This window comes from Pseudodesulfovibrio tunisiensis (genome assembly GCF_022809775.1).
Lineage (GTDB): Bacteria > Desulfobacterota > Desulfovibrionia > Desulfovibrionales > Desulfovibrionaceae > Pseudodesulfovibrio > Pseudodesulfovibrio tunisiensis.
On the sequence record NZ_CP094380.1, the window covers coordinates 2,891,141 to 2,915,752 of the forward strand.

At 62.8% G+C, this 24,612-nt stretch carries 26 protein-coding genes; 17 read left to right on the forward strand and 9 right to left on the reverse strand.

The features are described 5' to 3' along the window. The first annotated feature begins 118 nt into the window (after positions 1 to 118). From MPN23_RS13845 to MPN23_RS13865, 5 genes are all read left to right on the forward strand, one after another. A complete protein-coding gene (locus MPN23_RS13845) occupies positions 119 to 1,369 on the forward strand; it encodes a DUF1287 domain-containing protein (RefSeq protein ID WP_243544774.1) in 1,251 nt (416 codons plus the stop codon). A gap of 448 nt (positions 1,370 to 1,817) precedes the next feature. After that, complete coding sequence (locus MPN23_RS13850) at positions 1,818 to 3,155, forward strand: tetratricopeptide repeat protein (protein ID WP_243544775.1); 1,338 nt, start codon at positions 1,818 to 1,820, stop codon at positions 3,153 to 3,155. A gap of 248 nt (positions 3,156 to 3,403) precedes the next feature. After that, entirely contained in the window at positions 3,404 to 3,724 is a 321-nt protein-coding gene (locus tag MPN23_RS13855) for an ArsR/SmtB family transcription factor (protein ID WP_243544776.1), read from the forward strand. After that, positions 3,721 to 4,830 (forward strand): permease, encoded by a 1,110-nt coding sequence (locus MPN23_RS13860; protein ID WP_424450056.1) that lies wholly within the window; start codon positions 3,721 to 3,723, stop codon positions 4,828 to 4,830. The genes MPN23_RS13855 and MPN23_RS13860 overlap by 4 nt, the downstream gene beginning before the upstream one ends. Positions 4,831 to 4,924: 94 nt before the next feature. After that, a complete protein-coding gene (locus MPN23_RS13865; RefSeq protein WP_243544777.1) occupies positions 4,925 to 5,287 on the forward strand; it encodes a putative zinc-binding protein in 363 nt (120 codons plus the stop codon). A 45-nt stretch (positions 5,288 to 5,332) separates the two neighbouring features. On the opposite strand, the gene MPN23_RS13870 is transcribed toward MPN23_RS13865, so the two are convergent. Together MPN23_RS13870 and MPN23_RS13875 are read right to left on the reverse strand one after the other, a co-directional pair. After that, a complete protein-coding gene (locus tag MPN23_RS13870) occupies positions 5,333 to 6,277 on the reverse strand; it encodes a universal stress protein (RefSeq protein ID WP_243544778.1) in 945 nt (314 codons plus the stop codon). A gap of 10 nt (positions 6,278 to 6,287) precedes the next feature. After that, a complete protein-coding gene (locus MPN23_RS13875; protein ID WP_243544779.1) occupies positions 6,288 to 7,748 on the reverse strand; it encodes an SLC13 family permease in 1,461 nt (486 codons plus the stop codon). 135 nt (positions 7,749 to 7,883) lie between these two features. Here MPN23_RS13875 and murI point away from each other — a divergent pair, with 135 nt between their 5' ends. The 9 genes from murI (at position 7,884) to MPN23_RS13920 (ending at position 16,459) form a co-directional block, all read left to right on the forward strand. Next, the gene (gene murI, locus MPN23_RS13880) at positions 7,884 to 8,714 is read left to right on the forward strand and encodes a glutamate racemase (protein ID WP_243544780.1); all 831 of its coding nucleotides are present in this window, start codon (positions 7,884 to 7,886) and stop codon (positions 8,712 to 8,714) included. 430 nt (positions 8,715 to 9,144) lie between these two features. Beyond that, positions 9,145 to 9,522: a hypothetical protein gene (locus MPN23_RS13885; RefSeq protein ID WP_243544781.1), complete on the forward strand. Its 378-nt coding sequence runs from the start codon at positions 9,145 to 9,147 to the stop codon at positions 9,520 to 9,522. A 192-nt stretch (positions 9,523 to 9,714) separates the two neighbouring features. Continuing rightward, positions 9,715 to 10,542: a bifunctional DNA-formamidopyrimidine glycosylase/DNA-(apurinic or apyrimidinic site) lyase gene (mutM, locus tag MPN23_RS13890; protein ID WP_243544782.1), complete on the forward strand. Its 828-nt coding sequence runs from the start codon at positions 9,715 to 9,717 to the stop codon at positions 10,540 to 10,542. 294 nt (positions 10,543 to 10,836) lie between these two features. After that, positions 10,837 to 12,372 (forward strand): murein biosynthesis integral membrane protein MurJ, encoded by a 1,536-nt coding sequence (gene murJ, locus MPN23_RS13895; protein ID WP_243544783.1) that lies wholly within the window; start codon positions 10,837 to 10,839, stop codon positions 12,370 to 12,372. Further along, complete coding sequence (locus MPN23_RS13900) at positions 12,369 to 13,097, forward strand: tRNA1(Val) (adenine(37)-N6)-methyltransferase (RefSeq protein ID WP_243544784.1); 729 nt, start codon at positions 12,369 to 12,371, stop codon at positions 13,095 to 13,097. The genes murJ and MPN23_RS13900 overlap by 4 nt, the downstream gene beginning before the upstream one ends. Positions 13,098 to 13,190: 93 nt before the next feature. After that, a complete protein-coding gene (locus tag MPN23_RS13905; protein ID WP_243544785.1) occupies positions 13,191 to 14,537 on the forward strand; it encodes an AAA family ATPase in 1,347 nt (448 codons plus the stop codon). After that, positions 14,530 to 15,492 carry a metallophosphoesterase family protein gene (locus MPN23_RS13910; protein ID WP_243544786.1) on the forward strand — a complete coding sequence of 321 codons (963 nt, stop codon included), beginning with the start codon at positions 14,530 to 14,532 and terminating at the stop codon, positions 15,490 to 15,492. The genes MPN23_RS13905 and MPN23_RS13910 overlap by 8 nt, the downstream gene beginning before the upstream one ends. Beyond that, on the forward strand, positions 15,482 to 15,802 hold the full coding sequence (locus MPN23_RS13915) for a hypothetical protein (RefSeq protein ID WP_243544787.1): 321 nt from the start codon (positions 15,482 to 15,484) through the stop codon (positions 15,800 to 15,802). The genes MPN23_RS13910 and MPN23_RS13915 overlap by 11 nt, the downstream gene beginning before the upstream one ends. Positions 15,803 to 15,805: 3 nt before the next feature. Further along, entirely contained in the window at positions 15,806 to 16,459 is a 654-nt protein-coding gene (locus MPN23_RS13920) for a P-loop NTPase family protein (RefSeq protein WP_243544788.1), read from the forward strand. A 73-nt stretch (positions 16,460 to 16,532) separates the two neighbouring features. On the opposite strand, the gene MPN23_RS13925 is transcribed toward MPN23_RS13920, so the two are convergent. The 4 genes from MPN23_RS13925 to MPN23_RS13940 all read right to left on the reverse strand — a co-directional run bounded on the left by MPN23_RS13925 (position 16,533) and on the right by MPN23_RS13940 (position 19,561). After that, entirely contained in the window at positions 16,533 to 16,898 is a 366-nt protein-coding gene (locus MPN23_RS13925) for an Hsp20/alpha crystallin family protein (protein ID WP_243544789.1), read from the reverse strand. Between the two features lie 15 nt (positions 16,899 to 16,913). Then, the gene (locus MPN23_RS13930) at positions 16,914 to 17,327 is read right to left on the reverse strand and encodes an Hsp20/alpha crystallin family protein (RefSeq protein ID WP_243544790.1); all 414 of its coding nucleotides are present in this window, start codon (positions 17,325 to 17,327) and stop codon (positions 16,914 to 16,916) included. 1,027 nt (positions 17,328 to 18,354) lie between these two features. Next, positions 18,355 to 18,615, reverse strand: coding sequence for a hypothetical protein (locus MPN23_RS13935; protein WP_243544791.1), 261 nt, complete (start codon positions 18,613 to 18,615; stop codon positions 18,355 to 18,357). A 97-nt stretch (positions 18,616 to 18,712) separates the two neighbouring features. Beyond that, entirely contained in the window at positions 18,713 to 19,561 is an 849-nt protein-coding gene (locus tag MPN23_RS13940; RefSeq protein ID WP_243544792.1) for an alpha/beta hydrolase, read from the reverse strand. Positions 19,562 to 19,661: 100 nt separating this feature from the next. Here MPN23_RS13940 and mobA point away from each other — a divergent pair, with 100 nt between their 5' ends. Beyond that, entirely contained in the window at positions 19,662 to 20,261 is a 600-nt protein-coding gene (gene mobA / locus MPN23_RS13945) for a molybdenum cofactor guanylyltransferase (RefSeq protein WP_243544793.1), read from the forward strand. 195 nt (positions 20,262 to 20,456) lie between these two features. Here the strand turns inward: mobA and MPN23_RS13950 are convergent, their stop codons facing one another. After that, positions 20,457 to 21,707, reverse strand: coding sequence for an HD-GYP domain-containing protein (locus MPN23_RS13950; RefSeq protein ID WP_243544794.1), 1,251 nt, complete (start codon positions 21,705 to 21,707; stop codon positions 20,457 to 20,459). A gap of 185 nt (positions 21,708 to 21,892) precedes the next feature. Here MPN23_RS13950 and MPN23_RS13955 point away from each other — a divergent pair, with 185 nt between their 5' ends. Both MPN23_RS13955 and rlmN read left to right on the forward strand, forming a co-directional pair. Then, positions 21,893 to 22,480 (forward strand): phage connector family protein, encoded by a 588-nt coding sequence (locus tag MPN23_RS13955; protein WP_243544795.1) that lies wholly within the window; start codon positions 21,893 to 21,895, stop codon positions 22,478 to 22,480. A 105-nt stretch (positions 22,481 to 22,585) separates the two neighbouring features. Beyond that, a complete protein-coding gene (gene rlmN / locus MPN23_RS13960; protein ID WP_243544796.1) occupies positions 22,586 to 23,617 on the forward strand; it encodes a dual-specificity RNA methyltransferase RlmN in 1,032 nt (343 codons plus the stop codon). 111 nt (positions 23,618 to 23,728) lie between these two features. Here the strand turns inward: rlmN and MPN23_RS13965 are convergent, their stop codons facing one another. Both MPN23_RS13965 and MPN23_RS13970 read right to left on the reverse strand, forming a co-directional pair. Then, entirely contained in the window at positions 23,729 to 24,133 is a 405-nt protein-coding gene (locus tag MPN23_RS13965) for a type II toxin-antitoxin system HicB family antitoxin (protein WP_243544797.1), read from the reverse strand. A 127-nt stretch (positions 24,134 to 24,260) separates the two neighbouring features. Further along, positions 24,261 to 24,605, reverse strand: coding sequence for a hypothetical protein (locus MPN23_RS13970; protein WP_243544798.1), 345 nt, complete (start codon positions 24,603 to 24,605; stop codon positions 24,261 to 24,263). Between the last annotated feature and the right edge of the window lie 7 nt (positions 24,606 to 24,612).

Below are 24,612 nucleotides of genomic sequence, written 5' to 3' on the forward strand. Positions count from 1 at the left end.
CAGTCGGCTCCCGGCTCTGTATGGGCTGGACGGCCCGGGCTTCCGGGCTCGGGCAGGAATGGAAAAGCCGGGCGCGGGGGTTGCGCCCGGCTGCAAAACGCGGATAAGGACACTGGATATGTCCAACCGCTTCAGCCTGTTTCCGTTCATGCTTGTCCTTGGCCTCGTGGTCTGGGGCTTGTGCGTGATTGAGCCGGCCTCGGCTGGCGAGTTCGGATTCGGCACGGAAATGCATGTCGTTGTCGAAGCCGCCAACCTGCGTGCGGCTCCGGGCAGGAATGCGGGCAAGGTGGCGACGCTGGAACGCAACGCCTCCGTGATCCTGCTGGAATCCCGCGGCGCATGGCTCAGGGTGGCGTCCGTCACCAACCTTCAGGGCTGGGTTCGCCGGGATCTGGTGTCGGAGCGGCATCTGGTTCTGCTGCTGAAGGAACGGACAATGCTGCTGATGTGCGGCGAGGTTGCGGAAGCGGAGATTTCGGTGCGCGACTGCGGGGGATTGGTGCGTCCGGCACGTTATTTTGCCCGGCCGGACGAGCGGGGCGGATTCGTGCTGGATCGGATTCCCGCGGAATGGCGCGATCTTCTGTCTTCGGGCCGGATAACCTATGCGGAGTATGCCGGACTCGTGACCGGAACGCGTGGCAATGCGCCCGGGGGCCCGGCCCGGCTGTCCGGGACGCGGTGCGCGCGTGGGGTCGAGGTCTTGGCCAGCCCTCTTGCCCGGCTTCGCAGGCTGCTGCCCAAAGGGGCTCGGCTCGATGCATACGCGTCCGAAGCCGAGTATCTTGCCCTGAATGAGAATGGAGCCCTTGGCGCGGCCATGCAGGCCGGAAGCGAAGTCCAGCTTTGTTCGCCTGCCGCAGGCGTGCGCCCGGGCTGGATGCTTCCGCATCTGGCGTATCCGGGCGGGGACATACAGCCGGATTTCGCCAATTCCGCGGATGTGGTGGTCCGGGCCGTGCGGCATGCCGGACTGGACCTTCAGGCCCTTGTGCATGAGGACTACCTGCGTTTTCCGGATCGATATGCCGGAGTGCGCACCGGGGACATGGCCGCCATGCACCGCAATCCCGAGGCGCTGCGCATCTGGCTGAAGCAGCATGCCCTGTCCCTGCCCGTGGATGCCGGGCTTGATCCTCTCGGGTTCGAGCCCGGAGACATCGTGACACTGGACTCCGGCCTTGGGCCGACGCGCGGCACCGATCGCGTCGGCGTGGTCGCGGAAACGTGCAATCCCGCCGGGGTTCCGCTGCTGGTCACGGTGTGGGACATGGGCCAGAACGTGGGCTTGCGCGACGTGCTCGGACGGCGGCATCCCCGGACAACCGGTCATTTCCGGCTGCTGCATCTCTTCGACTACAAGTAGATTTCGCGCACGGCCCGTCGCCTTTCCCGGCCCCGGCTTTCGGTTGGTGGAACAAAAGCGGTGCGGGTCGCATGCACAATACATATGCTCGCGTACAGGCGCGCAGGAAAAGACGTTTCGCAGCATCAGATTTCGTATGAACAAGTGTCGATGTTTTCAGAAGTCCGAACCGCAGTTGCCGATCGGATCGGGTCGATTTCGATTCCAGTCGAGAATGATAACTTGGTTAACAAACGTTATTCGAACGTATAGCATGATTGGCTCCGGAGTCCATCCTTTTCATTGGGTGTCCGATATTTTGCCGGAGGCCTTTCGCGGCAGCCCCTCTGGCTGGCCGGGAAATCGGGCCTGACGAGCGGCTGCGCACGGGCGCTCCGGCCTGTCCCGCCTTGCGCTTGGTCCGCAAACCGGATACGGGACGGTATTCCTGAAACCATTGGAGAACCGTGTGACCGATACTGCCGATTTCCTGTCTCCCGAGGCCATTGTTCAGGCTGTGCGCGCCATCGAGGCCGACAGCCCGTTGTCCGTGGAAGTGCTGTGCATGGCCGTGATGCTTGCGCCCGAACCGCTGCCTCTGGATTTCGCCCTGACACTGGACGGAGCCTCGCACAACCCCGCACTGCTCAATCCTGCGGCTGCGATCTTTGCCGTGGCCGCCACGCTGGACCCGGTCCTGAACAGCGGATTCATGGAACAGGATCTGGCCACTGACACCCTGAGCGTGCCCGGGCATGTCCGGCGGGCATTGCGCGAGAGCATGACCCCGGAACAGGCTCGGGATTGGGCTTCCAGAGCCATGTATGCCCTGAATCTGGTCCTGCCGGACGTGGATCAGGAAATCTGGGATCGCGTGGATTTTCTGCTGCCGCACGTGCGAGCCTGCGCCGATCTGGTGCGTGAACTCGGGGTGAACACGGCTGCGGCCAATCGCGTCCTGCACCAGACCGGGTATGCCCTGCACATGCAGGATCGCAACGAGGAGGCCGTGCCGTTCGTGGAGGCCGCCCTGAACGTGGACGTGGCGGTCAAGGGCGAAATGCACCCGGAGATTGCCGGGGACTACGAAGGACTGGGCATGGTCTGTCTGGCCGCCGGTCTTTTGGAAAAGGCGGCCGGGGCGCTGGAACGGAGTCTGCAAGTCTACGAGGCCGTGTTCACCGAGAACAATCCGGCCATGGCCCCGGTGCTGAACATGCTGGGCGTGGTGCGCATGCGTCTTGGCGAATTCGATGCCGCTGCCCGCTGTCTGGAGCGGTGTCGCGTCGTTCTGGAGGCCGGAGCCCCGGACGATCCGGCTCTGGCCACCTGTCTGACCAACCTCGCCCATGCCCGGGAGGCGCTGGGTCAGCAAGCCGAGGCCCGTGTTCTGGCTGAAGCCGCGCTGCCCCTGATGGAGGACCTTGCCGGGCCGGAAAGCCCGGTGCTTCTGGAACTTCTGTACCTGCTCGCCCGGTTGCATCTGGCCAATGGCGACGCGGACAGGGCGGAACAGGCGCATGACCGCGCCGTGCGCGTGGCCACCGGGGCATTTGGTCCGGACACGGTCATGACGAGTCGCGCCCTGTGCCTGCGGGGACTTTTTCTGGACACGGTCGGCCGCCGCGACGAAGCGCTTGAAGGCTTCCGGGGCGGGCTTGCCGTGTTGCAGGGCGAGCTTTCCCTTGGACCGGACACGCCGGACGAGGCGCTGGACCTGTGCGTGGATCTGCTGGAGCGTGTACGTGACCATGACGGCCTGCGCGAACTGGCGCACGCGGCCCTGCATCAGGTGGTTTCCCGGTAGAAGAGCGGTTTTCCCCTGATCGGCTCTGCTGTTGAAACTGGCCCGCCTCCTTCACGTGCTGTCGTGTCGGACGCGGGCTTTTTGATGCCCTGTTTTTCGCCGTGGACCCAGACCGCGTTCCCAACCTGCTGACATCATTTGTCAAAACGAGATTCTCGGCTATCGATTCCGGTATTGACTGCCAGGTTCTGTTTTGCTATTTTGCCAAATAGCCAATCGGTTGAGGCGAAGACAGCCATGGAGGCGACATGAAGACCCTGAACACGAGGGAACGGAATTCGGCTCGGGCCGAAGTTTTCAAGGCGCTGGGGCATCCGGCGCGAATGGTCATGGTGGATGCCCTGTGCCGTGACGAAATGTGCGTGTGCGATCTGCGCGACCTTGTTGATCTGGACATGTCCACAGTGTCCAAGCATCTGTCCGTGCTGAAGAATGCGGGCGTGGTGGCTTCGCGCAAGCAGGGCAACTGGGCGTGGTATCGGCTGGAAATGCCGTGCGTGATCAAGTTTCTCGAATGTCTGGATGCAACGCTGGACAAGCGGGTGCGGCCCGCAGAGGATGGAATATGAAGGATTTGAAGATGGCCCCTCAGGAGCCGTGCGACTGCGCGAGCGGGAAAAAGCGGAAAAAGGTCAGGAAGCCGAGTGCATGGGACTCGTCGCTGGGCAGGAAGCTGAACGTGCTGGCCGCCGGACTGATGGTCTGGTTCGTGGTCTATTACCAGCTCCCGGCCTTTGCCTCGTGGGTCACTGTGGACCTGTTCGGGCTGGTCCCGACCACGCATCTGGGCGAGGCCGTGCGCTTTTTCGTCTATGACACGCCCAAGGTGCTCATGCTGCTGGTGCTCATCGTGTTTTTCGTGGGCGTGCTGCGTTCCTTTTTCACACCGGAGCGCACCCGGCAGCTTCTGGCCGGGCGGCGCGAGCTGGCGGGCAATTCCCTTGCCGCGCTGCTGGGCGTGGCCACGCCGTTCTGTTCGTGTTCGGCCGTGCCTCTGTTCGTGGGATTCGTGACTGCGGGCGTGCCCCTTGGCGTGACCTTTTCCTTTCTGATTTCCGCGCCCATGGTCAACGAGGTGGCCCTTGTCCTGCTCTACGGCCTGTTCGGCTGGAAGGTCGCGGCCCTGTATGTGGGCATGGGCCTGCTCATCGCCATTGTGGCTGGCTGGGTCATCGGTCGCATGAACATGGAAAAGCATCTTCAGCCGTGGGTGCGCAATCAGCTCGCCATGGGCGGCGCGCCTGCCCGGCAGGACATGACGTGGCCCGAACGCATCGACTCGGGCTACGAGGCCGTGCGCGACATTCTGGGCAAGGTCTGGCTGTACGTGGTGATCGGCATCGGCATCGGCGCGGCCATTCACGGCTATGTGCCCGAGGATTTCATGGCCGGCATCATGGGCAGGGGCGCATGGTGGGCCGTGCCTCTGGCCGTGGTCATGGGCATTCCCATGTACACCAATGCCGCAGGCATCGTGCCCGTGATCCACGCCCTGATCGGCAAGGGCGCCGCGCTCGGGTCGGCACTGGCCTTCATGATGTCGGTCATTGCCCTGTCCCTGCCCGAAATGATGATCCTGAAGCGGGTGCTCATGCCCCGGCTGCTGCTGGTCTTTGTCGGCGTGGTCGGCTGCGGCATATTGATCGTGGGATATTTGTTCAACGCGCTCTTGTAACAACGGCCGCCGTCTGCCACTATGCGGACGGCGGCGTTTTCCTGTCCGGTCATGTGATCATGTGGGCAATCATGCAACTGTAAAGGAGGACCATATGGCTGGAGACCCGAAATTCGCAAAACTCATTTTCAGCTGTTCCGGTTGCGCGGACGTGGGCGAGATCGCGGACCAGACCGCGCGCAGACTGACCCGCGACGGAGTGGGCAGGATGTTCTGCCTCGCGTCCATGGCCGCAGGCATTGAAAAGAAGATCAAGATTGCTCAGGACGCGGACAAGGTGCTGGTGATGGACGGCTGTCCTCTGGATTGCGCCAGCAAGACCCTTGCCGCTGCGGACATTCCCTGGACCGCGCGACTGCGCATGACCGATCAGGGATTCGACAAGGGCGAATCCCCGGCCACGCCGGAGCGCATCGACCTTGCCGCGGACATCGCGCGCAAGGCGTTTGAAAGCTGATTTCCTTCGGGCGGCGCAAACCTTTTCGGGATGCGCCGCTTTTTTCTATTTCACCACCAGCACGGAATTGGCGGCGTGTTCGGCCACGGCATGGGCAACGCATGCCGTGCGCGCGAACCACGGCTTGTCCGATTCGCCCACCACGATCACGGACATGGGCGCTCCCATTTCCACGATGGTGGCGACCGGATCGCCCACGGGTGTGAGCACGTCCCGAAGCGTCAGGCCCTGTTCCCGGAAATGGGTTGCCGCGTGATTCGCGGCCTTGCGCGCGGCTTCCATGCCGGTCTCGTCCTCGGCCACGGACACCACGGTCACGGGACAGCCGCATGCTGCCGCGAACCGGGCCGCCTTGGGCAGCATGGCGAGGCTGCGCTCGGAATCGTTCACGCAGATCAGCACGCCCTGATCGGGCCGCAGGTTGCGCGCCACGAGTACGGAACACGGAGCATGGGCTGCAAGGCGCAGGGCCAGGGACTTGCGGGACAGCAGCTTTCTGAATCCCGTGGGCGGGGCCTCCTGCGAGCCGCCCACGATGAGCAGGTCGAAACGGAACCGGTTCGCCTCGTCCACCACGGCCGAGGTCACGTCCTCTGCCGCGCGCAGCCGCAGGCTGACCTGTCCGCCGCACGGGCTTTCGTAGCGGATCACGTATTCTCCGGCCGGGTCGCCGGAAAGGTCGCGGTGGGTCCATTCCCCGCCCGAACCCTCCTTGATTTCTCCGAGTTCGGCCAGAATGTCCCGGGCCTGCCGCAGTTGGGTGAAGCCCGGCAGTTCCAGTCCCCACCCCAGCATGTTTTCCCGCGCCACCCGCACTTCCAGCCCGCCCGAGGTCAGGCCGCTGTCCACGGGCCGGACATAGAGCAGGGCGATGTCCGAGCACTCGCGTTCATTGATGCGTGCGGCAAATCCCAATCCGGCCAGAGCTTCGGGACCGCCGCCGATGCAGATGAGGATGCGCGGGGAATTCGGGGTGCAGGTGGTGTTCATCTCCTCTCTCCTATAGGCCCACGAGCGGCCAGTACAATCTGGACGCCAGCAGCAGTATCGCGAACGAGAGCAGGGCGAGCCGCCAGCCCGCGCGCAGGAAATCCGGGGAATGCAGATACCCGGACGAATGCACGATGGTGCTGGCCGGGGTGCCGATGACCGTGAAATACGCAAAGGCCGAGGAAATCGCGGTTGCGAATCCCACGGCAAGGGGATTGGTTTCGCTGCCGGCCGCAATGCTCAGGACGATGGGACCGAGCACGGCCACGGCCGCACCGTTGCTCATGGTGTTGGTGACAAGGGTCGTGAGCAGCATGACCGCAAAGAGCAGCCCCGTGCCGCTGCCCATGCCCAGCGGTGTGAACAGGTCCATGAACAGCCCGGCCACCCAGGATGCCGCGCCTGTCTCGCGCATCTGCACGCCAAGGGATATGGCGGCGGCGTAGAGCAGGACCACGCCCCAGTTCACCCCGGAGTTCAGGTCGGACCAGCGCACCAGCCCGGCCACCAGAAACAGCACGGCCCCGAGTACGGCAATGGTGCCCATGCCCACGCTGCCGGAAAAGCCCACCCAGCCCACCAGGGTTGCCAGAAACAGGACAATGGCCGCGTAATGCCGTCCCTGAAGCGCACCTTCCTGTCCGACCTGTTCCCTGAGCTGGGCCACGGCCGGGCCGAGGTCGCGGATGCGCGTGCGGAACGTGAAGCGCAGGATCAGGTGCATGAACGGAAGCTGGATCAGGAACACGGGATAGGCAAAGATCATCCAGCGCAGGTAGCTGACCTTGTATTCGAAGGTTGCCGGATCGTCCGAGGCATAGAAGAAGTCCCGCCAGTAGTCGATCATGATGGCGTTGCGCGCCCCGCCGGACGGGGTGCCGATTCCGGCCATGGCGCAGGCATAGGAAATGGAGAACAGGAACAGCACGGCCAGCTTGCGGCGTTCGCCCGGATCGTCCGTGGCGAGCTGGACAAGGGACAGGGCCACGGGCAGCATCATGGCCGCGACCGTGTGCTCGCCGATGAACGAGGCGAGCAGCCCGGAGAACACGGACAGGCCGAACGCGATGGCATAGGTGCCCGAGCCCGTGATGCGCACGATGATCAGGGCCAGCCGTTTGTCCAGATTCTGCTTCACCAGCGCCACGGCCAGCATGAGCGAGCCCATGATGAACAGCACCGAATCCTTCATCAGGCTCCGGGCCACGCTGTTGGAATCCAGCCCGAGCAGGAACACCTGCCCCAGCACGATGAGCAGGGCCACGCCGGGCAGGGGAATCGGTTCGGTCACGAACAGCATGGTCGCGCCCACGGTCATGGCCAGCACCTTCCAGCCAGCCGGAGAGACTCCCTCCGGAGCCGGAACGAGCAGCATTGCGGCCATGACCGCCAGTGTGATGAAAAACCAGCGTTTTTCGCGCAGATAATGGATCACGATGGCAATATACCTTGTGCCGTCCCTTTTTTCCACGAAAAAGCCGAATCATGGTATGCCTTGCTTCACCATGGTTTTTCCATCCCGGAAACATGCGGATTTCCGGCTTGGTTTTTCGCGGGAAATGTGTTGATCTCGGCGCGATTTTTCACTTCAGCAGACAGGTTCATTATGCCGAACAATCTTCCCATAGGCATGTTCGATTCCGGCGTTGGCGGGCTGACCGTGCTCAAGGCCGTGCGTCAGCTCATGCCGTGCGAAAACATATTGTATCTCGGAGACACGGCCCGGCTGCCCTACGGCTCCAAGTCCGCGCGTACCGTGTCGCAATACGCGGTCCAGTGCGCGGCCGAACTCGTGCGCCGGGACATCAAGCTGCTCGTGGTGGCGTGCAACACGGCCAGTGCCGTGGCTCTGGACAGCCTGCGGGCCGCCTATCCCGACCTGCCCGTGATCGGCGTGGTCGAGCCCGGGGCCGAGGCTGCGTGCGCTGCGTCCAGCAACGGACACATTGCGGTCATTGCCACGGAATCCACCATTGCGGGCGGTGCATACCAGCGCGCCATCCATGCCCGGTTGCCCGGGGCGAGCATCACGGGCCATCCCTGCCCCCTGTTCGTGCCGCTGGCCGAGGAGGGCTGGACCGAAGGCCCCATTGCCGAGGCCATTGCCGCACGCTATCTGGACCCGATCTTCAATCCCGCGTCCGGCACGGGCAGCGACGAGCCCCCCGATGTGCTCGTGCTCGGCTGCACCCATTTCCCGCTGCTCGCCCCGGCCATCAAGCACGTGGCCGCGCCCGGCACTGCCATCGTGGATTCCGCTGCCACGACCGCCCGGGCCGTGCGTCAGGTTCTGGCTGATCGCAATCTGGTGCGCAGCAACGGCTGCGGCTCCTCTGTCTATCTCACCACCGACGATGTGCCGCGCTTTGCCCGTACCGGAACCCGTTTTCTGGGTACCCCCATCGCTGAAGCGGACGTGGAACTGGTGGATTTGTAGAAGAGGCCTCCGGCGGCTCAAACCCTTTGAAAAGGGGTTGGGAATCCGAAACTTTCTGGTTTGCGCCGCTGATTGGCTCAGGCAACGTGCAAGGCCCGTTTGCGGCGTGGCCGGAAGAAGGGCAATCCTCAGGAAAAGGAAGAAAAAAACATGTCTTTCATTACCATTCCCTTCAGCCCGTTTGCCGGGAGGCGGACGGGCGGGGCGATGAGCGGGAGCGAATCGGTCCGCACGGCCGCCTCCCGGCAAACTCAGGGGGGGTCAAGGGGTTTCAGCCCCTTGCGGGTCCAGGGCAGAGCCCTGGTCCTCCCGAAGGGACCGCCGGAGGCCCTCCCTGTTTCCTTCCCTGCTGTTTCTCGTCTGCCTTGTCCTGCCTCTTCCGGCCAATGGCGCGGACCTGTCCGGCCTTGCTCCGGACGTGGTCGGGGATATGGCGCGCATCAGTCTGCTGTCCGGCGCGGATGCCCTGAAGGCGGTGGACGACCTGCACGGCAAGCGCATTCAGGCCGAGGCTGCCGTGGTCGCCAGATATGCCCGGCCCGGGGAGCGTCCGGCCGAACTGTGGGTGTCCCGTGCCGCATCGGCCACGGAAGCCCGGCGTCAGACCGGACTCATGGTGCACATGATGTTCGACAACCCGAAATCCCCGTTTTCCGACCCGGGACGGCTGGAACATGCGGGCATCCCGATCTACCGCTTTTCGGGCATGGGGCAGGTTCATCTGATCTGGTACAGGGACGATCTCGCCTACTGGGTGAGCTGCAACCCCGACGACGCATCCGCATTCCTGAAAGCGGTGTGCCGGTAATCCCCGCACAGGGAAACAATCAAATATCGATAGCTTTTCGATAGGTTTGAAATCCAGTTGTTCAAAATGGTTAACAGTAGAATGGTGTCGGAAAAGCCCCTTGGGAAACAGGGGATGACAGCACATTCCGGGCACAGAGGGGAGCGCTGGTTCCCGCTTTTCTCCGCCCGCGTTTTCAGGTAGGCATCGAATATGCCAGAACTGCCGGAAGTTGAAGTCATCGCCAGAGGGTTGGACCGTTCCCTCAAGGGCAGGACGATCTCGGGCGCGGATGTGCCGGGATTGACCCGGCTCTCGGATTCGGCCGAGCGCATTGTTTCCCTGTCCTGCGGGCGCGGGGTGGGCCGCGTGTATCGCCGGGGCAAGGCCCTGCTCATGGAATTGGACGGCGGTGTGGTGCTCGGATTCCATCTGCGCATGACAGGCCGCATCGTGCATGGCCCGGCGCGTGCCGCCACAAGCCATGACCGCATCTTCCTTTGTCTGGATGACGGGTCGCGGCTCATGTTTTCGGATGCGCGCAAGTTCGGCTATGTCCGGGCGTTTGGCCCGGGTGAGCTTGAATCATGGGATTTTCTGCAACGTCTCGGCCCGGAACCGCTGGAGACTCCGGCTCGGGAGCTGGCCCGTCGCGTGGCCAGTCGCAAGGCCGGAATCAAGGGACTGCTCCTGAACCAGTCCGTGGTGGCCGGGGTGGGCAACATCTATGCGGACGAGTCCCTGTTTCGCGCTGGCATTCATCCCGAGGCCAAGGCCGACAGGCTGGGCATGGACAGGCTGGAGCGGCTGTTCTCGGAATTGCAGGGCGTGCTGCGGCAGGCCATTGCCGAGAACGGCAGCTCGATCCGGGACTACGTGAACGCGGACGGCGATGCCGGGGCGTTCCAGAACAGCTTTCGCGTGTATGGTCGCAAGGGCTGTCCGTGCACCTGCTGCAACACGCCGCTTCAGGCGCGCACGGTCGCGGGCCGGACCTCCACGTTCTGTCCGCACTGCCAGTGCCTGAAGCCCGGAAAATAGCTTGCAGTAACTGTTGTGGTCATTGCGGTTCAGTGCAAGGACGTCCGTGGCGCATTCCGCAGGCCTTCGGGCAGGGATGGGGGATTGGCGGCCTTGGCAATAGGATTTTGCCGGAAAAACATTTCCTGTTCTTTCAGGGTGATGCGTTTCGGGACGTTGGCGGAATCCTTTTGCGGGAATGCGTGTGCCTTGTTTTTAAACAGCATTGAAAACATGCGGTTAAATTTTTTCTAATATTTTTCCAGACTGATTTTGCGACCGGCTGGCCGGATTGGCCCGGCAAATGGGGAAAGCGTGACCGAACACGGACGAAAAATCGCCAGAAATGCCTCGGTTGTGGCCGGGGCGACCCTGATTTCCCGGGGCTTGGGGTTTGTTAGAGACATCATCGTGGCCTTTGCCCTTGGGGCGGGCGTGTTCGCGGACGCGTTCTTCGTGGCCTTTCGCATCCCGAATCTGCTGCGGCGGCTGTTTGGCGAAGGGTCGCTGACCATGGCCTTCATCCCGGTTTTTTCGCGCATCCGGGAAGAACAGGGCGAGGAAGCGGCGCGGGAGATGGCCCGTTCCGCCATGATCTGGCTGTGCGTGATCCTGACCGGGGTGACCGTGGTCGTGGAACTGCTGGCCGGGCCGCTCACCTATGCCATTGCCCCGGGGTTTGCGAAGAATCCCGAACAGTTCGGCGTGACCGTCGACCTTGTCCGCATCTGTTTTCCCTATGTGATCTTCATCTGCGGGGTGGCCCTGTGCATGGGCATTCTCAATGCCTCGGATCATTTTCTGGGACCTGCGCTGGCTCCGTGCCTGCTCAATGTGGCCCTGATCTCGGCTGCGCTGCTCGGGTATTTCATGGGCTGGAACGTGGCCTATGCCATGGCCTTCGGCGTGCTGGTCGGCGGTGCGGCCCAGTTCCTCATGCAGCAGCCGTTTCTGCACGCACGGGGGTTTCGCTGGCGCGGGGCGTGGTCGTGGCGCAATCCGGGCGTGGCGCGCATGGGCGTGCTCATGCTGCCCACGGTGTTCGGCGCGGCCGTCTATCAGCTCAACATTCTGCTCGGCACCCTGCTGGCGTCGTTTCTGCCCGTGGGAAGCGTATCCTATCTGTATTATGCGGATCGGCTGGTCCAGTTTCCGCTGGGCGTGTTCGGCATTGCCGTGAGCACGGCGGCCCTGCCGAGTCTGGCAAAACTGGCCGTGGAAAAGCGGTTTGACGAGTTCGATTCCGCGCTGTCGTCGGCCCTGTCCCTGACCCTGTTCATCGCCCTGCCTGCGGCGGCCGGGCTGGTCGCGCTTGCCGATCCCCTGATCGGCCTCCTGTTCCAGCGCGGGGCATTCAGCGCCGAGGCCGTGCAGGCCACGGGAAGCGCCCTGATCGCCTATTCCGCGGGCCTGCCGTTCATTGCCCTGTCCCGGCCGCTGGTGGCCGCGTTCTATGCCCTTGAGGACACGCGCACCCCGGTGCGCATTGCCGTGGCCTGCCTCGTGGCGAACATCGGGCTGGGCGCGTGGCTCATGTTTCCGCTGGCCCATGTGGGGCTTGCTCTGGCCGTGAGCGCGTCGTCCCTGCTGAATTTCCTGCTGCTGGCCCTGTGCCTGCGCCGACGGCGCAAGGGGGGCCTGCCCGGGCTGTCCGGCGTGATCAGAATCGTTGCGCTCAGTGCGCTGATCGGTGTCGGGGCGCATGCGTCCGCGGCATGGTCGTTCTGGTGGGTGGTCTGCATTCCGGGCTGGGTGGTCGCCTACATTGTCGCGGCGCGCATGCTCGGCATGGAAGAGGCGGTGGTGTTCGTGGACATGTTCCGGTCGCGCTTGCGGCGGAGGCAGGCATGATCGAACAGGCCCGGAACCGTTTCCCGCGTGGACTGGCCCAGCCCGAGGGCGGATACCGCTTCTCGCTGGATTCCCTGCTGCTGGCGTGCTTTTGTCAGCCCGGAGCAAAGGGCGAGGGCGCGGATATCGGAGCCGGGTGCGGCGTGGTCGGGCTCGGACTGCTGCTGCGTCATGAGCGGGTACGGCTTGTTGCCGTGGAATGCGATTCCGCTTCCGTGGAGTGCGCCCGGGCCAACGGCGCGCTTCTGGGGCTGGAGGACCGGTTTTCCGTGGAGCGGGCGGATGTGGCCGAGTGGCGGCCGCAAGGCGTGCTGGATTTCGTGGTGGCCAACCCGCCGTATCGGGAGCTTGGGCGCGGCAGGGCGAGCCGGGGCGAGGAACGCAAGGCCGCGCGGTTCGAGGCGGAAGGAAATTTCGACGCATTTGCCGCCTGTGCTGCCCGTGCGCTCAAGGCCAGGGGAAAATTCTGCTTCGTGCATCTGCCGGAACGGCTGCCTGCGCTCATGGCCGGGCTGGATCGGGCCGGGCTGGAGCCCAAGCGCATGCGACTGGTGCACAGCCGAATCCACGAGCCCGCGAAGATCGTACTCATGGAGGCGAGAAAACAGGGCGGTCCCGGCATGGCTGTCGAGCCGCCTCTGGCACTGTACAAGGGAACCGGGCAGGATACGGCCATGACGGAACAGGCCCTTGATTTCTGCCCGTATCTGCGGTGCAATGCCTGAGCCTGACAGGGTGCCCGAACGCGTTTTCATCATGTGTTTTTCGATTGGAACCAGAGGCGCGGCCGCAGCCGCATCTCGCTACCCCGGCAGATCATGATCCGCAAAATCATTCTGGAAAACTTCATGGCCCACGCCATGACCGAGATCGAGCTCGATTCCGGGGTCACGGCCCTGACCGGCCCGAACAACACGGGCAAGTCCGCGGTTGTGGAGGCGTTGCGGTGCGTGGCCTCCAATCCCGCACCCCGGCATTTCATCCGCCACGGCGCCAGGGAAGCACGGGTCACGGTGGAACTGGACGATGGTACGCGCGTGGTCTGGATCCGCAAAAAGCGCAGCCCGGGCTACGAGCTGTGGAAGGCCGGGGCCGAAGAGCCCGAGGAATTCTGGAAGCTCGGCCGGGGCAAGGTGCCGGAGGAAATTCGCGAGGCCCTGCGGCTGGACGCAGTGGAGCTGGAAAACGGGGGCAGGGATGTGGACGTGCACGTCGGCAACCAGCGCGAGCCCGTGTTTCTGCTCAACCGTCCGGATTCGGACACGGCCGCGTTCTTTGCCGCATCCACGGAAAGCGCGCATCTGCTGGCCATGCAGAACGCGCTCAAGCGGCGTACGCAGGAGGCCAGACGCGAGGAGCAGCGGCTGGAACAGCGGCGTGTCGAAGTCGAGGCCGATCTTGATGCGCTTGCCTTGCTGCCGGACATCAATCTGGTCATGGAACGTGCCCGGGAATGCCGCGCCCGGCTGGATCGGCTCGGACGCGAAATACCGGCTCTGGAACAGCTTCTGGCCCGTCGTGGCAGTCTGGTTGCGGAGTTGGAGAAGCGCAACCGCATCGCCGAGGTGCTGGATGGCGTGACCATGCCGCCGGACACTGCGCCCACGCGCGGGCTGGACGATCTGCTTGGCCGGATGGAGCGTGTCGGGCGCGGTCTGGATCATGCCCGGAACGTGCGTGTGGCTCTGGATTCGCTGGCTCCGCTGCCGCAACCCGGTTCCACGCAGCCTCTTGCCCGGTTTCTGGAGCACATGACTGCGCTGCAATCCGCCCTGCAGACCGCAAAGGACCGCAAGGCTCCGTTGCAGGAGCTTCTTCCTGTCCCGGAACTGCCGCGCACGGGGCAACTTTCCGGTCTTGTTGATGAAATGCTTGCCTTGCAATGTCGGATGCGTCGTCTGAAGCGACAGGGAGCAGCCTTGGGGAAGATTGCGGAACCGCCTGTGCCGACTGCGGATGGCGGTCTGGACGAACTGGCCCGGAATCTGGCGTCCCTGCGTGCGACCCGGAATCGGGTGCAGGACGAGCTGGTCGGAGTGGATGCGGAACTGGCAGGCGTGCGCGCCGAGGTGGAGCGGGCCGTGGAGCGCATGGGCAAATGTCCGACCTGCGGGCGCGACATGACCGCAAGCGACCTGCTGGACCGGGGAGGCTGCCATGATTGATGCGGTAACCGGAAACGGCCTGTTCCTCGTGGCGGACCCGCACCTTGCGGACACGTCGCCGGGCCAGCGGCTGGACGGGTATCTGGAACAGATTCTGGGCAAGGTCGAGGCGTGTCTTGCGCGTGCCCGGGAACTGGACATGGTGCCCGTGTTTCTGGGCGACCTGTTTCATTGGCCCCGGGACAACTCCAACAGGATGCTTGTGGAACTGATCCGCGTTTTCGGCGAGGCTGCAAAGACGCGCATGGCGTGGGTGCTGGTGGGCAATCACGACAAGTACCAGTCCCGATTCACCCCGGACGTGTCCCTTGCCGTGCTCGAAGCCGCTGGCGTGATTCGGCTCATGAAGGAACAGGGCGAGCAGTTCGATCTGCAGACCCCGCAGGGCCGGGTGCGCGTGTGCGCCAGTCCGGACGGCACGCCTCTGCCAAGGGAATACGAGCGCGACGCGGACTGCCCGGCAACCGTGCTCTGGGTCGCGCACCACAACATCCGGTTTCCCGAATTTCTGGACAAGGCATACGGCATCCGCGAGATTCCGGGCGTGGACTGGCTGGTGAACGGTCATATCCACCGTCCCCAGCCCACGGTGCGCAAGGGCGCGACCATCTGGGCCAATCCCGGGAACATCACGCGCCTGACCTTTTCCCGCCACACCATGGAGCGCACCCCGGCCGCAGCTGTCTGGACCCCGGGCTGCGAGGAACTGGAACGCTGGGAAGTGCCGCATCTTGCGTTCAACGAGGTTTTTCCGGACCAGGATTTTCCGCCCGAGGAGCACGAGGCCGAGGGCGAATCCCGGTTCATCGAGGGACTGGAACGGCTGGCATGGCGACGCACGCGCGAGGGCGTGGGGTTGCGCCAGTTCCTGTCCGACAATCTTTCCCATGAAACACCTGAAGCCCGTCTGATATGGGAGCTTTACGAGGAGGTCGTTCAAGGTGATGAACAATAACGCCAACAACGGAGCCGCAGACCGCGACGCGCGGTTGGAGCAGGAACTCAATGCACTGCGCAATCGCTATGAAAGTCTGAAGGAACGCAAGGTCCGCACCGAGCAGGACATTGCCAACCTTTCGCGGCAGCTCGAAGAACTGGAGCAGCGAGCCTTGGCCGAGTACGGCACTGCCGACCCCAGGGAACTGCAAGCGCTTCTGGAGAGCAAACGGCAGGAAAACGAACGGGTTGTCGCGGAATACCGCAACCATGTGCAGGAAGTGCAGCAGGCCCTTGCCGAGGTGGAGCAGGGCTTCGGAGGCAAATAGGCCGTGGACGCGAACGCCCCTCTGCCCGATCTCGACGCGCTGGAACGTCGGCTGCACCTGCTGGAAGCACAGGCACAGACCCGCGTGGACGAGCACCATCGCCTGCGCGAGGAGGCGGTTTCCGTGCGCGAGTTTCTGGACCTTGCGCCCAAGGCCCGGGACACGCTCGAAGAGTTGGCCACAGCCCTGTTCGGCAAGATACTGGACGAGATCGAGGCCAATCTGACCCACGCCATCCGCGAGATACTGGGCCAGGACAGGGTGGTGTCCACCTTGCGGGAGGTCAGGAACAACCGGCTCCAGATACATTTCCAGATTCACAATCAGGGCAACGAGGACGAGATCGAGGACATCCTGACCGGACAGGGCGGTTCCGTGTGCAACATCCTGTCCGTGGGTCTGCGGCTCGTGGCCCTGTCCCAGCTTCCGGCCGAGCGGCATCGCCCGTTTCTAGTGCTGGACGAGCAGGACTGCTGGCTCAAGCCTTCGCTGGTGCCGAGGTTCATGCAGATCATCAGGGAGATCGCCCATCGGCTGGACGTGCAGGTGCTGGTGATCAGCCATCATCCCATGGACAGCTTTTCCCACAGCGTGGACCGCATCTTCCAGCTCAAGCCCGACCGCGAGCTCGGGGCGCGAGTGGAACGGGTGAAGTAGACTCTTTTTCGGAAGGGAAAGGGCCCGGTCGCGAGGTTGCGGCCGGGCCCTTTTCAGTTGGAGAAGGGGGCTGCTAGCCCTTGGTGATTTCGATGCGCTTGGGCTGGATGCGCTCGACCTTGGGCAGGTGGAGTTCCAGCACGCCATCCGAAAGATTGGCCTTGATCCGTTCCCGGTCCACGATGTCGGACAGGGAAACGACCCGCCTGTATTCGCAGTTGCCAAACTGCATTTCCGAAAAATGCTCGTTTTCGCCAAGCTGCATGGACGTCACGGCGGACACGGTCAGTTCATCGCCGTTCAGGTCGATCTCAAGCTGCTGCCTGTCCACGCCGGGCATGTCCATGTAGATGTAGAATCCGTCCTCGCGTTCCAGAATGTCCGTGGCCGGGCGATAGGTGGGCACGGCCCGTTCTTCCTTTTTCATTACTTCGTTCATGTCCGTACCTCCTTCTTACGCGGCTTCGATGCTGATTGTCCGGGGCTTGACCTGTTCGCTCTTGGGCAGGACCACGGTGAGCACGCCGTTGGTCATGCTGGCGGAGACCTTTTCGCGATCCACGGCTGCGCCAATGGTCACGACCCTGTGGAAAACTCCGGCCGGGCGTTCCTGCCGATAGTATCGGCCCTGTTCGGTCTGGCGTTCCCCCTTGATGACCAGGGTCTTGTCCGTGAGCGTCAGCTCTATGTCCTTGATGTCCACGCCCGGAATTTCGGCCCGGACGTAGAAGTTGGCGTCGTCGCTGCTCAGGTTGAGCGGAGGGTACGCCAGCCTTCGGCCTTCGGCTTCCGGCGATTTGAAGAATTCGTCGATCAGCCTGTCGAAGCGGAAGGGAAAGTTGTACAACGTATTGAAATCCATCACCATAGCGACCTCCTTTTTTTGTTCTGCATGAAAGATAGGCATGCTTTTTCGCTTGTCAACGCTGTTTTTGCACATTCTGTGGAAAAAAAGCGAACATTTGGAACAAAAGGAACATCGACACGGCGTTTCGCACCGGAGCGGACAATGCGAAGCCGACCATTTCTCCATACAGCACAAGGCCGGAAAGGCTTCCAGCAAAAATGGCGGTGGGGGAGTTGAAAATAACACGGCCCGAGGCAAGGGCTTGGGAAAAGGCGTTTTTTCGAGAGGGAAAAGGCAAAGAAAATCGTGCGCATTTCCGGATGACCCGGTGACTCACGGCTTGTTTGGGAACGCCCGTCAGTCGATGCGCACGCTAACTGTTTTTCTGTGTCGCGACTCGTCTCGCGGATTTATGGGATTTACCGTTTATCGTGGCATACCCTCCGTCAAGGTTGCTCCCGCAATATCTCATGGGGCCGACCCCCTTGTACCTCCATAGTAAGCATCATTGGTCAGTTGTCCAGATACCTTTGCCTACGGGGACTTTTCCATTTCGATTTTTTTGTTTGTGCGCCCGTCCGGATGGCCGGTGCCGCTATGGGCCTCATTTCAAAATATCGTTCTATGAAACCCTGGCGCGCTCTTGTTGGCGCACGGCGCTCTTTGCAGCGCGGGGCGGCTCGTTCCGCCAGATGTGGAAGCAGTTCTCGTCGATTATTTCCTCCCACCCTCCGTTGCAATTCGCATCGACCCGGAGTCCCGGGCGGGCCTTGACTCTTGACTGAAACATATGCCCTCCCAAACCATGTGTAAAGTGGTTTTCCGGATTTTTTGAACAGGTTTTCCTCAACCCTTCGACTTTGCGGGAAATAAAAATGCATGCCAGCCCGCCGAAAGGGGACTGGCATGCAACTTGCTGAAATAGTATCGTATACGAAACGAAATGCAAAAGACAATCACCCGGTCATACCAAGGGGGATCATCGGGCGAGGCAAGACGGCAACATGCCCGGTTTTCCGGGATTTCCACAACCTTGAAAGGCGTGGGGCTACATTTCGTCCAGAAACGGATCGCTGATCAGGTCGGCCACCCGATCCGCATTCAGCATATGCGTGGAATCCGGGTCCATGCCCGAGAAGTCCAGGTTCATGGCGAGCAGCCCTTCGGCCTCGGCGCGGGCAGGAGCGTTCTGCTCCACCACGGTCAGGGCCTCGTGCAGGCTGTCCTTGGCGCGGGCCTTGAGTTCCTGAATGCGATTCGTGCCCCGTTCCATTCCGGGGTTGATCATGTCAATGGCGATACCGGTCATTTTTGCACCTCCTTCACAGGTGCCCGGGACAAAGCAAGACTCGTGCACAATGAGAAATAGTCAATGAAATCGGTGTATAAAGTTTTTCGGGAGGAAGTTATTGCCGGGCCGGAACCGTGGTTGCCAGCCGGGTCAGGAACCGGTCCAGTCCGGCACGATAGATTTCGCCGCTCTCCATGTAGCCCGAGTTGTGATCGCCATGGATTTGCAGGAATTCGCGCGGGCCTTCATATTTTTCGAACAGGCGTCTGCCGTGTGCGAACGGCACGATGTCGTCGTCCGGGCTGTGGATGAACAGAGCCGGAATCCTTGTCCGTTCAAGAGCCCTGGCCGACTCGTACCGGAACCGGGCCAGCAGTCGGACCGGGAGCCACGGGTACTTGTCCGCGCCCATGTCCGGGATGGAGGTGAACGTGGATTCCATGATCATTCCTGCCGGGTTTATTCCCTGATCCGCCAGCCGTGCGACAAGGTCGGCTGCCACGCCTCCGCCCAATGAGCGGCCCAGCAGCACGATGGAGCCTGCGGCGATCCCCCGGGTCTGCGTCAGCCAGTTCCATGCCGCGTCAACGTCCGCACGGGTTGCGGTTTCGGACGGCTTGCCCGTGCTCTGGCCGTATCCGGAATAGTCGAACGCCAGCACGTTCACGTTCAGTTCATGCAGGATTTGCAGGGTGGGCACCCGGTGCGAAAGATTGCCGCCGTTGCCGTGGCAGAACAGCACGGTCAGGCGTGCGTCCGGGCAAGGCGTCCACCATGCGTGGATGCGCGTGCCCTGCGCCGTGGTCAGGAACACGTCTTCATGAGGCAGGCCCGCATCCGCTGGCGTGGTCCGCATGTCCTGGGTCGGAGAATACACCAGTCTGCGTTGGCTCATGTATACATATGCACCGACAATCAGCCAGCACAGTGCGGCAAGCCCCGTGATCTTGAGCAGCATCGTCATGGCCCGGTCATATCAGTCCGGGCCGGAATGGAAAACCCGCAATGCACGTCCCGGCGCGCCGGTTCTTCCCTTTCTCTCGTGCTTGGGCTAGGTTTCCGCCATGCAGATGGCAGGCATCATTCTCGCGGGCGGGTTGGGCTCGCGCATGGGCAACGTGCGCAAGGCGTTTCTGGAAATTCGCGGCAGGCGCATTCTCGACAGGCTACTCGATGTGTATCGGCCCCTGTTCCCGGAGATCGTGATCTCCGCGCGCGAGGCCGAACCCTTTGCGGACTATGGGCTACCCGTGGCGCTGGACGCGTTCGCGGCGCGCAGTTCCCTGACAGGCATTCATGCCGGGCTGGCACGCATGACCGCCACGCACGGCTTTTTTGCGGCGTGCGACGCCCCGTTTCTGCAACCCGGGCTTGTCTCCCGGCTGCTGGAACAGGTGCGGCCCGAAGACGACGTGGTCGTGCCGCTCAAGACCGACGGCTACCGCGAGCCGCTCTGTGCTGTCTATTCCCGCCGCTGTCTGCCGTTCATTCAGGATCAGCTCGAACGCGGTGACTACAAGATCATCAATTTCTTCCCGCACGTGTCGGTGCGCGAAGTGCCCGTGCAGCTTCTGCAATCCGGCGATCCGGAATTCGTTTCGTTCATCAACGTGAACACCCCGGAGGAACTGGAACAGGCAAGAAGCAGGGCGGAAGATTTGTAGAGGCCTTCGGCGCCCCTCCCGGGGGGCCGGGCTCTGCCCGGACCCGCCAGGGAGCATGGCCCCTTGAATCCCCATTTTGTCTTGAGAATTCGAAGAGGCCGGATGCATGTCCCGACAGGGCATGTATCCGGCCTCTTCGAATTCTCAAGACGGGGGCCTGAAAGGAAAGGCAGGATTCCTTTTGCTCGGTTCGGATCAGAGCTGTGCGTCGAAGTGGTGGAAACGGCGCAGGGCTTCCTGCTGGGTTTGGCTGCGGGTCTGATCGATGATGTCGTAATTCAGCTTGAGCAGCCCCACGATTCTTGCGTCGAGCTGATTGTCGCGCGCCATGGCGCAGAGCACGCCAAGAGCCGCGTCCCGATCCATGCCCGGGCGGTAGGGGCGGTCCTCGGTGATGGCGGTGAATACGTCGGCCACGGCCATGATCCGGCTGCCGAGGGAAAGCTGGTCCCCGGACAGGCCGAGCGGGTAGCCCCGGCCGTCCAGCCGTTCGTGATGCTGTCCGGCCCATGCCGCCACATCATCGAATCCGGGTATCTCGGACAGCACGTCCATGCTGACCGAGACATGGCGTTTCACGGTCTCGTATTCGTCGGGTTCCAGTGCGCCGGGCTTGTCCAGCAGGCGCAGGGGCACGGTCAGCTTGCCGATGTCGTGCAGGTTGCCCGCCAGCCGGATGCGATCCTGTTCCCGGGCGGACATGCCCGCGAGTCTGGCGAGGCAGCCGGCGCATTCGGCCACGCCGCGCGAGTGCGTGGCGGTGTGGCGGCTTCGGAAATCGATGACATGGGAGAAGATCGAGGAAAATTCCAGAAGCTGGCTGTCCGGGATTTCGCGGTCCGACACCGTGGCGCGAATCATGTCCAGAGTCTCGGACGGCGGTCGGTTGAACGGTGCCCAGAAATCCGGGGAGGCGGACATGTCCAGAAATGCCTCCACGGCCGGAAGCGCGAACAGGTCCCTGCGATGGCCGGAAATGATGGCGCGGATGCGGTCGCTTTGCGAATTCCCGGACTCGTCGCGCTGGTAGAGCACATCCACCCGGTCGGCCAGACTGAGCAGGTTGCCCAGAAAGGGCGGGCCGTCGCACTGGTCCGGAAACGCCTTGGCAAGTCTGGGCCAGGGCGTGTGATGGTACAGCACGATTTCCGCAGGCCGGGCCAGAATCGGATGCCCGGACAGCAGCATGTGCCCGATCCGGGCGTGATCCGTGAGATTGATGTCGAAGTACAGGGCGGCCAGATCCGTGTCCAGAGTGAAGGCCCCCACGTCGTGGAGCAGGCCCGCGACCATGAGGTCGGTCACGTCCTCCCTGCCCAGTTGCATGGCGTTGCCCATGGCCGCGGCAAGGGCGCCCACGCGCCGGTGATGCCCGGAAACCGTGGTGCTGAGCAGGTCGAGTGCGCCGGAAACCGCGTCGCTGATGTCAAGAAGGCTTGTCCGCATGATTCTCCCCCCGGCGGTCGCTGTACAGACCGTCCGTGTTTTTGAAAATCATGTCCCGCATATCGTGTCAAGCGTCCGTTTGAAGCCGGAAACGCCCGCTTGATGGGTGATTCGAGCCGGGAGGGAATGGGCGTGATACGCTGACCGTACCGGAACCGCAAAACCGTGAACGAAAGAGGTGGGGTATGGCGACAAGCGTGATTCAGATTTGCAACAACGCTTTGCTTGATTTGGGCGAGGATTCCATCATGTCTCTGGAGGACGGGTCCAAGGCGGCCCGGTTGTGCAATCATCGCTGGCCCGGAGTGCGCGACGCCGTGCTTCGTGCCCATCCGTGGAATTGTGCCATGGGGCAGGCCGAACTGGCGGCCTCGGCCGCTGCGCCGCTCTGGAAATGGGAGTTCCGCTACAATCTGCCCTCGGATTTTCTGCGCATCGTGCGCATGGTGGATCGGGACGGCGAGGCCGTGCGCCAGTGGGAGATTCAGGGTGGGGTGATTCTGTGCAACGAGGACGCGCCCCTGTTCATTGCCCATGTGCGAAGGGAGACCGATCCGAGGAAATATGATGCGCTGCTGGATGAAACCCTGTCCGCGCGGTTGGCCGCAGCACTGGCCTACCCCCTGTCCGGGTCCACGTCCCTTGCGCAGGCGTGCTGGACCTCGTATCAGGAACGGCTGGCCGAGGCCCGGGGCGTGGATGCGCGCGAGGGCGTGCCCGAATCCCTGACCCCGACATCCTGGCTTTCGGCCCGGCTCGGGCGGCTGCAATGACCTTTCGGCCGGGCTGGCCAAAGCGTGTTTTCCTGCACGGTGCATGCCCCGGGGCATGCGGTTCTGGTTGACTTGCCCGGCCGATGCCTTACAGTCGCAATCGCGATGATCAATTTGCTTGAATTTCCCTACAACGACCTTGAGGCCTTTGTTCTCGAAGACCTGAAGGAGTCCCGGTTCCGTGCCGAGCAGATATGGCAGTGGCTCTGGCAGAAGCGCGTCCGCAGCGTGGAAGCCATGACCAACCTGTCGAAACCTCTGCGCGAGCGGCTTGCGGCCATTGCCGAAGTGCGCTGGCCCTCCATTGTGGATGCACAGACCTCGAAGGACGGCACGGTCAAGCTGCTGCTCGGCCTTGCCGACAACCGGCTGGTGGAGACCGTGCTCATCCCCATGCAGGACCGCTATTCCCAGTGCCTGTCCACGCAGGTGGGGTGCGCCATGGCCTGCACCTTCTGCAACACGGGCCAGCTCGGGTTCGAGCGCAACATGACCTTCGGCGAAATGCTGGGGCAGGTGCTCGTGGGCCGTCAGTATCTGGAGGACCACGGCCTGAATCCGCTCAAGAACCTCGTGTTCATGGGCATGGGCGAGCCGTTGCTGAATCTGGACAATCTGCTCAAGGTGCTGCATGCGCTGCCCGACACCCGGGGGCTGAACATTTCGTGGCGGCGGTCCATGGTTTCCACCGTGGGCTTTCCGGACAAGCTGAAGATTCTGGGGGATTCGGAACTGGCTCTGCCTGCCATTTCCCTGCATGCGCCCAATCAGGAGCTGCGCGCCCGGATCATGCCCAAGGCCGCAAAGGTGCATCTGGACGACCTCATGGCCGCGCTTCGCGCCTATCCCATGCGGCCCCGGGAACGCATCACCTTCGAATATCTGCTGCTCAAGGGCGTGAACGACTCTCTGGAGCATGCGGACCAGTTGGCCCGGCTCGTGGATCGCAAGCGCGGCAAGATCAACCTGATCGCATACAACGCCACCGAGGGCATGCCCTACGAAGCCCCGGACCGCGCTCAGGTCGAGGCCTTTGAAAAACGTCTCTGGTCCCACAATCTCACGGCCTTCATCCGTCGCTCCATGGGCTCGGACATCAAGGCCGCCTGCGGCCAGCTCAAGGCTGCGGCAAAATAGTTTCTGTTGCTGTCTGGCTGCCAGAAGATCAGCTCCCGCGCACGGAACATGCGTGGGAGCTGATTTTTTTTCGGAGGTTCAGGAGGCCATGGCCCCGGATCGGTCCGGTCGTCAGGCTGGAATGCCCAATTCCCTGGCGCGTTCCAGTGCTGTCCGGACCAGAAATGCGGAGCGGGTGGATTTCGCGGTCTTTGCTGCTGCGTCGATGCTTGCCCATTCGCTGGTGCGGGCCGAGATGGTCTTGCGTTCCAATTTGTCGCGGAAGGCTCCGGAAACCGTGCCCATGACGATGATGCCGCCCTTGGCATAGGGATGCGTTTGCATCACTTGGTCGATGTCGGAGGGAGGCGGCAGTTCTTCGCCTTCATCAAGGTATACCTCGACGGCTTCCTGCACGTCGTCGAGGATTTCCCCGATGGTGTCCGCCTGTATCGTCAGACCGGGAAAATCAGGCAGGAACGCGCTGTAATTTGTCTGGGAATCGCCATGAATGACAACAGGATAGTTCTTCCACATGCGGTGTTCCTCTTGTCTGTGGATTGAATGAAGTGAAATCGTGCCATTCCATATACGCCTTTCTGTCTCCAGTGTTAAGCCGGGACAGAAAAAAAGGCCCCGTTGTCGGGGCCTTGCATGGGATGAGCTAGCTTGCCGCCCGCTCTTCCTCTGCCTTCACCCGCGCCTCCACCTCGGCCCAGTCCGTCGGGCAGCGCAGCAGCTCGCAGTGCGCAGGCACGTCCCGGGCCGGGATGCTCTCGATGTCGTCCGGGGATTCGGAGTGGCGTATGGTCCGTTCCGGTTCGCGGTACGCCGGAACCGGAAGCACGACCGAGGGGAACGCGCTGGGCGAAAGCCCGGGATGTTCGGCCATGTATGTCGCCACCTTGGTCGGCTCGGTGTACCATTCGATGATTTCGTGCCCGGCTTCGGGCATGGTCAGCAGAAACTCCCGGGAAGCCCGGTCCTGCCGGTTGTGCAGAATGATCATGATCTCC

Bases quoted from the DNA above. Each gene is read 5' to 3' on its own strand.
- MPN23_RS13965 (WP_243544797.1), bottom strand. From the start codon at position 24,133: ATGTGGAAGAACTATCCTGTTGTCATTCATGGCGATTCCCAGACAAAT.
- MPN23_RS13955 (WP_243544795.1), top strand. From the start codon at position 21,893: ATGGCGACAAGCGTGATTCAGATTTGCAACAACGCTTTGCTTGATTTG.
- MPN23_RS13950 (WP_243544794.1), bottom strand. From the start codon at position 21,707: ATGCGGACAAGCCTTCTTGACATCAGCGACGCGGTTTCCGGCGCACTC.
- MPN23_RS13925 (WP_243544789.1), bottom strand. From the start codon at position 16,898: ATGAACGAAGTAATGAAAAAGGAAGAACGGGCCGTGCCCACCTATCGC.
- MPN23_RS13865 (WP_243544777.1), top strand. From the start codon at position 4,925: ATGGCTGGAGACCCGAAATTCGCAAAACTCATTTTCAGCTGTTCCGGT.
- MPN23_RS13885 (WP_243544781.1), top strand. From the start codon at position 9,145: ATGGCGCGCATCAGTCTGCTGTCCGGCGCGGATGCCCTGAAGGCGGTG.
- MPN23_RS13910 (WP_243544786.1), top strand. From the start codon at position 14,530: ATGATTGATGCGGTAACCGGAAACGGCCTGTTCCTCGTGGCGGACCCG.
- MPN23_RS13845 (WP_243544774.1), top strand. From the start codon at position 119: ATGTCCAACCGCTTCAGCCTGTTTCCGTTCATGCTTGTCCTTGGCCTC.
- murI (WP_243544780.1), top strand. From the start codon at position 7,884: ATGCCGAACAATCTTCCCATAGGCATGTTCGATTCCGGCGTTGGCGGG.
- MPN23_RS13970 (WP_243544798.1), bottom strand. From the start codon at position 24,605: ATGATCATTCTGCACAACCGGCAGGACCGGGCTTCCCGGGAGTTTCTG.
- MPN23_RS13870 (WP_243544778.1), bottom strand. From the start codon at position 6,277: ATGAACACCACCTGCACCCCGAATTCCCCGCGCATCCTCATCTGCATC.
- MPN23_RS13900 (WP_243544784.1), top strand. From the start codon at position 12,369: ATGATCGAACAGGCCCGGAACCGTTTCCCGCGTGGACTGGCCCAGCCC.
- MPN23_RS13905 (WP_243544785.1), top strand. From the start codon at position 13,191: ATGATCCGCAAAATCATTCTGGAAAACTTCATGGCCCACGCCATGACC.
- MPN23_RS13855 (WP_243544776.1), top strand. From the start codon at position 3,404: ATGAAGACCCTGAACACGAGGGAACGGAATTCGGCTCGGGCCGAAGTT.
- MPN23_RS13940 (WP_243544792.1), bottom strand. From the start codon at position 19,561: ATGACGATGCTGCTCAAGATCACGGGGCTTGCCGCACTGTGCTGGCTG.
- mobA (WP_243544793.1), top strand. From the start codon at position 19,662: ATGCAGATGGCAGGCATCATTCTCGCGGGCGGGTTGGGCTCGCGCATG.
- rlmN (WP_243544796.1), top strand. From the start codon at position 22,586: ATGATCAATTTGCTTGAATTTCCCTACAACGACCTTGAGGCCTTTGTT.
- MPN23_RS13935 (WP_243544791.1), bottom strand. From the start codon at position 18,615: ATGACCGGTATCGCCATTGACATGATCAACCCCGGAATGGAACGGGGC.
- MPN23_RS13930 (WP_243544790.1), bottom strand. From the start codon at position 17,327: ATGGTGATGGATTTCAATACGTTGTACAACTTTCCCTTCCGCTTCGAC.
- MPN23_RS13860 (WP_424450056.1), top strand. From the start codon at position 3,721: ATGAAGGATTTGAAGATGGCCCCTCAGGAGCCGTGCGACTGCGCGAGC.
- mutM (WP_243544782.1), top strand. From the start codon at position 9,715: ATGCCAGAACTGCCGGAAGTTGAAGTCATCGCCAGAGGGTTGGACCGT.
- MPN23_RS13915 (WP_243544787.1), top strand. From the start codon at position 15,482: ATGAACAATAACGCCAACAACGGAGCCGCAGACCGCGACGCGCGGTTG.